This window comes from Thermopetrobacter sp. TC1 (genome assembly GCF_000746275.1).
Lineage (GTDB): Bacteria > Pseudomonadota > Alphaproteobacteria > Rhizobiales > Aestuariivirgaceae > Thermopetrobacter.
This window is the reverse complement of record NZ_KN050832.1, coordinates 72,477-80,659: the sequence shown is the minus strand read 5'-3', so window position 1 is coordinate 80,659 and position 8,183 is coordinate 72,477. Positions and strand designations below refer to the sequence as shown.

Sequence of the window (8,183 nt, the reverse complement as noted above, 5' to 3'; positions counted from 1 at the left end):
CAGGCCCACGGCCACCGACGGCCTCTTCGATGTCTGCTTCGGCAGCGTCAAGATCACCGAAATCGACCTGCGAACGGGCAAAACGCGCTCTTGAGGGCGACGGACGCCGCTCCTGTGGTGACTTTTTGCGCCTCCCTTCGAGTTTGCAAGGACACGCCAATGGCGAAGTCTTCGCCATTGGCGTCTCTCAAAGCATTCTTTCACAGGCCCTTGCCTGTCAAGGACGGCCCTAAAGGGCCGCCGCGCAAGCGGTTTCATCCTTGACAGGCAAGGCCCTGTGAAACACCCCCCTCTCGCTCTCCATCACCGGTCCACCCCGACCTTGAACCCACCCTGCCTTTGCGCCCTATAATGTGTCAACCATGTCTCCGAACAGGCGTAAACCATGTCCCCGGGCTGAACAACAAGGCCCGGCAATGACGTTTTCTTTTTTGTTTATCAATGAGTTAAGCAACTAACGCCCAACGTATGGAAAGTCTTTTTTAATTTTCTTGCACACCTCGGGCATACGCCGGAGGGACGAGAGAGATGGCAACGTTGTGTCGTGTAGTGTGCGGGCCGTTTTTCATGCTTTGCAAAGGTCTTGGGCTCCTTGCGGCTTTTCTTTGTTGCGGCAAAGGGGCATAGTGCGCCCCGGAAGGGCCTAAGCAAAAGCGGCCGGTCATGAAATCTTCAAGAGGAGAGAGACCTTGAGCATCACCGATCCTGAGAACACCATCGTGTTTGATATCGACACCACCGATCCGGCCACTTCCGGCAAGGTGACCATCCGCCTGCGGCCGGATCTGGCGCCGCAGCATGTGGAGCGCATCAAGGCCCTGGTGCGCGAGGGCTTTTATGACGGCACGCCCTTTCATCGCGTTATCGAGGGGTTCATGGCCCAGGGCGGCGATCCGACAGGCACGGGCATGGGCGGCTCTGACAAGCCCGATCTGAAGGCGGAATTCACCAATACCCCCTTCAAGCGCGGCACGGTGGGCATGGCGCGGGCCATGGATCCGGATTCGGCAAATTCGCAGTTCTTCATCTGCTTTACGGACTGCCCCTTTCTCGACGGGCAATATACGGTCTGGGGCGAGGTTGTGGACGGCATGGACGTGATCGACGCGCTGCCGCGGGGCGAGCCCGTGCCCAATCCGGGGCGGATCGTGAAGGCCTGGGTGGCGACCGATGCCTCCTGATACCAAGTTGCGCAAAGACTGACCGGTGAAACCGCCCCGTGCCCCCGCCCAAGCCCTTGTCTTTCATCATTTGGGGGTTGGGTGAGGGCGCGGGGCGGTAGGTGGTTTATTGTGCATGTTGGCATAAGGTGACTCGGCCTTAAATGGCCTTAGCTGCAAGTGCGTGAAGGGATCATGCCGGATTTCATTTCCGATGGCGTGCGGATCCATTACGAGGTCTTCGCGCCCGATGACTCCGCGCCGGAAAAGCGGCGTTATCCCGTCCTGCTGCTGCACGGCTTTGCCTCCAACGGGCGGGTGAACTGGGTGTCCACCAGCTGGACGGATGCGCTCACCCGCGCCGGTTTTGAGGTGATCGTGCCGGATCATCGCGGACATGGGAAAAGCGAGAAGCTCTATGATCCCGCCTGCTATCGGGCAAAGGCCATGGCGGCGGATGCGCGGCGGCTTCTTGATCACCTCGGGGTTCGGAAGGCCCATGTCATGGGCTATTCCATGGGGGCGCGTGTGGCGGCCTTTTTGGCCATTGCCCACCCTGACCGGGTGCGTTCGCTCATTCTCGCCGGCATGGCCGGCAACCTTCTGCGCGGTGTGGGAGGGGCGGAAGACATCGCCGCGGCTTTGGAGGCAGAGGATCCGGCCGTAATTTCTTCGGAGCGCGCCCGCGCCTTTCGGCAGTTTGCCGAGCGCACGGGCTCGGACCTGAAAGCCCTGGCCGCCTGCATGCGGGCGGGGCGCGATCCGGTGCCGCCGGAGGCCCTGGCGGCGCTTGACATGCCGGTGCTGATCACCGTGGGCGAGAAGGATGGCATTGCCGGGCCGCCGGAGCCTTTGCAGGCGGTGATGCCGCAGGCCCAAGTGGTGGTGCTGCCCGGGCGGGATCACATGAACGCGGTGGGTGACAAGCGGCACAAGCAGGCGGTGCTTGCCTTTCTGGATGTGGTTTGTGCGGAAGAGCCGCATCACACGGCGCAAGACGGCCCAGGCAAGAGATGATCATGGCAAGACGGGGCAGGACGGTAAGAAGGCTTGAACGGCAGGGGGGCATGCTTGCCGTGAGGCTTTTGGGCGTGGCTGTCGTGATGGCCTTTTCCCTGCCGGTGAAAGGCGAAGACGGCATGAGCGGCTGTCGGCGCGTTTCCTTTGAGGGGCGCGGGTTCATCGCCTGCCGTTTTGTTGCGGGAAAGGATGATATCCGGCTGTTTCATGCCGATGATGCCAAGCGGCCTTTGTATTCCTTCGCTGCCTTGAGGCGGCATCTTGAACAACGCGGGCTTGAATTGCGCTTTGCCATGAACGGCGGCATGTACACGCCTCGTTATGCGCCGGCGGGGCTTTATGTCGAAAATGGCCGCACGCTCAAATCAATAAACTTGCGCAAGGGCCGGGGCAATTTTCATCTGCTGCCCAACGGCGTGTTCTGGGTTCGTGGTGACAAGGCGGGTGTGTGGGAATCGCGGCGCTTTGCACGCGCAAAGATGACAGTGGATTATGCCACGCAGTCCGGCCCGATGCTGGTGATCAATGGGCGGCTGCATCCGCGCTTTCGCGCCAATTCGCCATCGCGGCGCATCAGAAACGGCGTGGGCGTTCAGGCAGATGGGCGCACGGTGTGGTTTGCGCTTTCGGAAGAGCCGGTGACCTTTCACAGATTTGCGCGCTTCTTTCGTGATGCGCTGAAAACGCCGAACGCCCTGTTTCTGGACGGCACCATATCCCAGATCTATGCGCCGGAGCTTGAGCGCTTTGGGCGCTTTCTGCCCATGGGGCCGATGATCGCCGTGGTGGCGCCGCTTGGAGAGGCGGGAAAAGCCCCGGCCAGGTGACGCATATCCGCAGGATTCAGCGCCCGAGCTGACGCATGAGGCGGGCCTTCTGGCGTTGCCAGTCACGCTTGCGTTCGGTCTCGCGCTTGTCATGCAGCTTCTTGCCGCGGGCCAGGCCGATGAGCAGTTTCACGCGGCCCTTGTCATTGAAATACATCTTCAGGGGCACGATGGTCATGCCGCGGCGCTGCACGGCCTGGGTGAGGCGCTCGATCTCGCGCTTGTGCAGCAGAAGCTTGCGCTTGCGCCGCGGCTCATGATTGAAGCGGTTGCCGAAGCTGTATTCGGGAATGTCGGCGTTGATCAGCCACATCTCGCCGCCTTCAGGGGCGACGTAACTTTCGGCGATGTTGCCGCGGCCCTCACGAAGGGATTTCACCTCGGTGCCGACAAGCACAAGGCCGGCTTCCAGCGTGTCCTCGATGTGATAGTCATAGCGGGCGCGGCGGTTTTCGGCGACAACCTTGCCGCCGTTCTTCTTGCCCTTGGCGCCTCCGCTTTTCGAGGACATGGCCGTTCCCACCCCTTTCGTCACGGATCTCTTTCTGATTGGGCCCCTTGCGCGGATGGACCTTCCCGCCGGCACGCTTATCAGACAGGCATGGAGCCTGCCGTTGATGAACGCGTTCCCTTTTTGAGGGGGCCTGCGCCGTGCCGGTCAGTCCAGCAGGCCGGCGTGACGCATGGCGGCCTTTACCGCCTCCTTGGAGGATTCGGCAATCTCCACCATGGGCAGGCGGGCAAAGGGCGTGCAGAAGCCCAAAAGCGAGACGGCATACTTCACCGGGCCCGGCGAGGTTTCCACGAACATGGCCTTGTGCAGGGGCATGAGCTTGTCCTGCAATTTCAGGGCGCGGGCGAAATCGCCCTCGCGGGTGGCTTTCTGGAACTCGGCACAAAGGGCGGGGGCGACGTTGGCGGTCACGGAGATGCAGCCCACGCCGCCATGGGCATTGAAGCCAAGGGCTGTGCCGTCCTCACCGGAGAGCTGCACGAATTCTTCTCCCAGCTCCAGCCGCAGCATGGACACGCGGGTGAGATCACCGGTGGCGTCCTTGATGCCGATGATGTTGGGACAGTCCCTGGCCAGGCGCACGATGGTGTCGTTGGAAATATCGGCAACGGTGCGGCCGGGCACGTTGTAGATGAACACGGGCAGGGAGGTGGCTTCGGCCACGGCGCGGAAATGGGCATAAAGCCCGGCCTGGGTGGGCTTGTTGTAATAGGGCACGACGACGAGGGCGGCATCGGCGCCGGCCTTCTCGGCATGGCGGGTGAAGTCTATGGCCTCGGCGGTGGAATTGGAGCCGGTGCCCGCGATCACCGGCACGCGGCCATTGGCCTGTTCGACGACGATCTCAACGACGCGCTTGTGTTCCTCGTGGCTCAAGGTGGGCGATTCGCCGGTGGTGCCGACGGCGACAAGGCCATCGGAGCCCTGTTCGATCTGCCAGTCCACAAAGCGGCGCATGGCCGCCTCGTCCACTTCGCCGTCTTCGGTCATGGGCGTGATCAGCGCCGGAAACGAACCCTTGAACTTTTCCCTGGCCATGGCCTGTTCACCTGCCTTCCTGGCCCGGCCCCGGCGCATGAAAAGCATTGCCGGTGCCGGGCGTTAACCAACTCTCAACCATGCCGACGGAATGATGCCTCCGACAACCTTGGGCTCCCATTTTGAGGGAGCGGTGAGGGATTCCGTCGGTGATCGCGTGCAGCTTAAACCACAAGGGCAGGGGGACGGCAAGCATGTCCCTGCCTTGTATTGGCCGCAAGCGCACCACATTATCGTTGCGTAAACCCTGTGCGTGCGTATGATGTTCAACACCATGGGCGGCCGGAAGCAGTGAGATCAATCCTTTCGTGATCAGGGGCTTGGCAGAGCAACATGACAGCACGCATCGCCCATGCGCCGGCCTGCGCCCGGCCACAATCCTCTTCAGACATGCATGAGAAGCGCCATCTTCATGCGGGAAAGCGCATCCTTGCGCTCGCCCTGTCGCTTGCGGTCTGTGCGCAGGGGGGCTTGCCGTCTTTCGCCGGCGATCGGGAGCCGGCGGCGCGGCCGATCACCCGCGCCAGCGCCAGCAAGGCCTTTTCCGCCCGCCTTTCCGGCCCGGCGGTGGAGGCGGTGCGTCTTGCGCTAAAGGGGCGGTATGATCAGGCGCGGGCCGTGGCGCTGAGAAGCCGGGATGCCGTGGCGGTCAAGCTTGTGGAATGGCTCTATCTGCTCGGCAATCCCAAGGATGCGCCGGCCAGCCGGCTGCTGGCCTTCGTGGATGCCAATCCGCGCTGGCCGCTTGCCCGCACGTTCCGTGTGCGGGCGGAGCGGCGGCTGATGCTGGCGCGGGACATCGCTGCATCGCGGGCCTATTTCGCCCGGCACAAGCCGATTTCGGCCTATGGCCATCTGGCTTTCGCCTGGCTTAACGAGAAGGAAGGCAAGCCGGTGCCGGCGGCGCGGCATGTGCGCCTGGCCTGGCTTGATCCGGGCCTGAGCGTGGAGGCGGAGCGCTTTGCGCTGCAAAACCTGCGCCGTCATATATCGCGTGATCTCGATGCCCGGCGCATGGATCACCTTATCGTGGCGCAGCGCACCATCGCCGCCATGCGCGCAGGGCGGCGGGTGTCCTCAAGCCATTACCGGACGGCAGAAGCGGCGCGCGCGCTGATCCGTTTCAGGCGCAACGGCCCGGCGCTTTACCGGCGCCTGCCCGCTTCCATGCGCAACCGCGCTTCCCTGCGCTATGCGTTGGCGCGCTATTATCGCAAGCGCGGGCCGGTGACCACGGCCCTGTCCATGCTGGAGCGGGCCCCTGCACGCGCAGCGCAGCTGGATCCCGTGCAATGGTGGGTGGAGAAGCGGCTGGTGGCGCGTTACATGATGGGGCCCAAGCATCGCCGGCACTGGCGGCGCATCTATCGCCTCATGGCCACGCATGGTTTTTCCAGGCCCGGCAAGCCGGCCTATCGCGGTGAGTTCCTGGCCGGTTTCATGGCGCTTGAGAAGCTGCATGATGCGAAAACGGCGCTGAAGCATTTCCTGCGCATGCCAAAGCTTGCGCGCACGCGCACCTCCAAGGCCAAGGGCTGGTACTGGGTGGGCCGGGCGCGCGAGGCGCTGGGCGATATCGAGGGGGCGCGCCGGGCCTATCGGGAATCGGCAAAGACGCCAACCGTCTATTATGGCCTTCTCTCGCGGGAGAAGATCGGGCTGGGGCGCCGGCCCATTCCTCTGAAAGAGGGGCATGCCACGGCGGAGGCGAAGGCGCGCATCAACCGGCATGAGCTGGTGCGGGCGGTGCGGCTTCTCGCTTCGGCCGGCGGCAGGGGGCGGGATTTGAGCGGCTATTTCGTCTGGCCGCTGGCCTATGCCTTCAACCGGCGGGATGAGCTGGCGGCGGTGGCCTCATTGCTGTGGGATGCCGGCGGACCTTCGCTCGCGGTGCGCCTGGCCAAGGCGGCGGGGCGGCGGGGCATCGATCTTGACAACTATGGCTATCCCGTGCGTGCCCTGCCGCGATTCCGCCATCTGGGCCCGCCGCTGGAGGAGGCGGCGCTGCTCGGGCTGATCCGGCAGGAGAGCGAGTTCAACGCCCGGGCCGGCTCGCATGCCGGGGCGAAAGGCTTCATGCAGCTGATGCCGGGCACGGCGCGGCGGGAAGCCCGGATCTTGCGCGTGCCCTATCGCACAAGCTGGCTGACGGCGCGGCCGTCCTACAACCTGATGCTGGGGCGGCATCATCTCGCCCGGCTCATCGAAAAGTTCGGCGGCTCCTACGTGCTCGGCTTTGCCGCCTATAACGCCGGCGGCGGCAATGTGCGCAAATGGCTGCAGACTTATGGCGATTTCCGCTCCGGGCGGCCGGATCCGGTGGAATGGGTGGAGATGATCCCCATCACCGAAACCCGTATGTACGTGCAAAAGGTGTTGCAGGGCACGCATGTCTATCGCACGCGGCTGAAGCGGCGCATGCTGCCCATGACCTATGATCTCTGGCGCGGCGTTCCCGGCTGGCACGAACACGTGCTGCCGCCTGCGGTGGCCAAGCCGCGCAAGGCAGGAACACGGGCAAAGCGCAAGGAAGCGGAGCAGGGCGGGCGGGCTTCCGCCGTCAGGCCACAGCCCACATCCGGCGGCCCTGCATCCCTCACCGAAGGTAAGGGCACAGGCCCGGGCAAGGGCCGCTGCGGCGGCGCGAACGCCAGCATTGCCGACCTCGTGCGCAATTGCTGAATACCTGCAGCGGCTTTATGGCGGTGTTCCGTGTCGGTCAGCACACTGCACGACACACCGTTTCCATCTTTCTCGTCACCCCGGCGAAAGCCGGGGTCTCGGGCCACAAACGCATGAGTCAATGGCCTGAGATACCGGCTGATCTACGGTATGACGATGGGGGTGTCGTGTAGTATGGTCGGTCAGATCAGTTGCAGTCCGCGTAAAGAGGCGTGTCCTTCACGGGCGACGATGACGTGATCGTGCACCTTGATGCCGACGGCCTCTGCCGCCTCGATGACGCGGCGGGTCATTTCGATATCGGCGCGTGATGGGGTGGGATCGCCCGAGGGGTGATTGTGCACGAGAATGATGGAGGCCGCGGAAAGCTCTAGCGCGCGGCGCACCACCTCGCGCGGATAGACCGGGGCGTGATCGATGGTGCCTTTCTGCTGCACCTCATCGGCGATGAGGGCGTTCTTGCTGTCGAGATAGAGGACGCGGAACTCCTCGCGATCGAGATAGGCCATGGCGGCGCGCACATAGGCAAGCAGGTCCGACCAGCCGGAGAAGACCGGGCGCTTACGCGCATTCTCCCGGGCCAGGCGCAGGGCGGCGGCCTGCACGATCTTGAGCTCGGTGATCACGGCATCGCCCACGCCTTCCACCTCGCGCAGGCGCTCACGCGGCGCGGAAATCACCTCGGCGAAGGATCCGAACCGGGCAAGCAGCGCCTTGGCCAGCGGCTTGCAGTCCCGCCGCGGGATGGCGCGAAACAGTACAAGCTCCAGGAGCTCATAGTCAGCCAGGGCATCGGCGCCCGCCTGCAGGAATCGCTGGCGCAGGCGCTGACGATGCCCGAGATGATGCGCCTTCTCTCCCCCGCCGGCGATGTCCGATACTCCGTTCACCCCCTTCATGGCCACAACCATAGCGGCAAAGCACAAGGCTTGCCAATATGGT

7 protein-coding genes are annotated in these 8,183 nt (G+C 63.8%); 4 read left to right on the top strand and 3 right to left on the bottom strand.

Annotation, left to right across the window (positions count from 1 at the left end):
* The first annotated feature begins 689 nt into the window (after positions 1 to 689).
* The 3 genes from EK16_RS11200 (at position 690) to EK16_RS11190 (ending at position 3,007) form a co-directional block, all read left to right on the top strand.
* Positions 690 to 1,181, top strand: coding sequence for a peptidylprolyl isomerase (locus EK16_RS11200; protein WP_156098597.1), 492 nt, complete (start codon positions 690 to 692; stop codon positions 1,179 to 1,181).
* A gap of 174 nt (positions 1,182 to 1,355) precedes the next feature.
* The gene (locus tag EK16_RS11195; protein ID WP_051929295.1) at positions 1,356 to 2,177 is read left to right on the top strand and encodes an alpha/beta fold hydrolase; all 822 of its coding nucleotides are present in this window, start codon (positions 1,356 to 1,358) and stop codon (positions 2,175 to 2,177) included.
* A gap of 50 nt (positions 2,178 to 2,227) precedes the next feature.
* Positions 2,228 to 3,007: a phosphodiester glycosidase family protein gene (locus EK16_RS11190; protein WP_038037148.1), complete on the top strand. Its 780-nt coding sequence runs from the start codon at positions 2,228 to 2,230 to the stop codon at positions 3,005 to 3,007.
* Between the two features lie 16 nt (positions 3,008 to 3,023).
* Here EK16_RS11190 and smpB read toward each other — a convergent pair whose 3' ends face one another.
* Both smpB and dapA read right to left on the bottom strand, forming a co-directional pair.
* Positions 3,024 to 3,518 (bottom strand): SsrA-binding protein SmpB, encoded by a 495-nt coding sequence (gene smpB, locus EK16_RS11185; protein ID WP_038037146.1) that lies wholly within the window; start codon positions 3,516 to 3,518, stop codon positions 3,024 to 3,026.
* Between the two features lie 147 nt (positions 3,519 to 3,665).
* Positions 3,666 to 4,559, bottom strand: coding sequence for a 4-hydroxy-tetrahydrodipicolinate synthase (gene dapA / locus EK16_RS11180; RefSeq protein WP_038037184.1), 894 nt, complete (start codon positions 4,557 to 4,559; stop codon positions 3,666 to 3,668).
* A 333-nt stretch (positions 4,560 to 4,892) separates the two neighbouring features.
* Between dapA and EK16_RS11175 the strand changes: the two genes are divergently transcribed.
* Positions 4,893 to 7,241 (top strand): lytic transglycosylase domain-containing protein, encoded by a 2,349-nt coding sequence (locus tag EK16_RS11175; RefSeq protein ID WP_038037145.1) that lies wholly within the window; start codon positions 4,893 to 4,895, stop codon positions 7,239 to 7,241.
* Positions 7,242 to 7,423: 182 nt separating this feature from the next.
* On the opposite strand, the gene radC is transcribed toward EK16_RS11175, so the two are convergent.
* Positions 7,424 to 8,140 carry a RadC family protein gene (gene radC / locus EK16_RS11170; RefSeq protein WP_051929301.1) on the bottom strand — a complete coding sequence of 239 codons (717 nt, stop codon included), beginning with the start codon at positions 8,138 to 8,140 and terminating at the stop codon, positions 7,424 to 7,426.
* Positions 8,141 to 8,183: the final 43 nt, after the last annotated feature.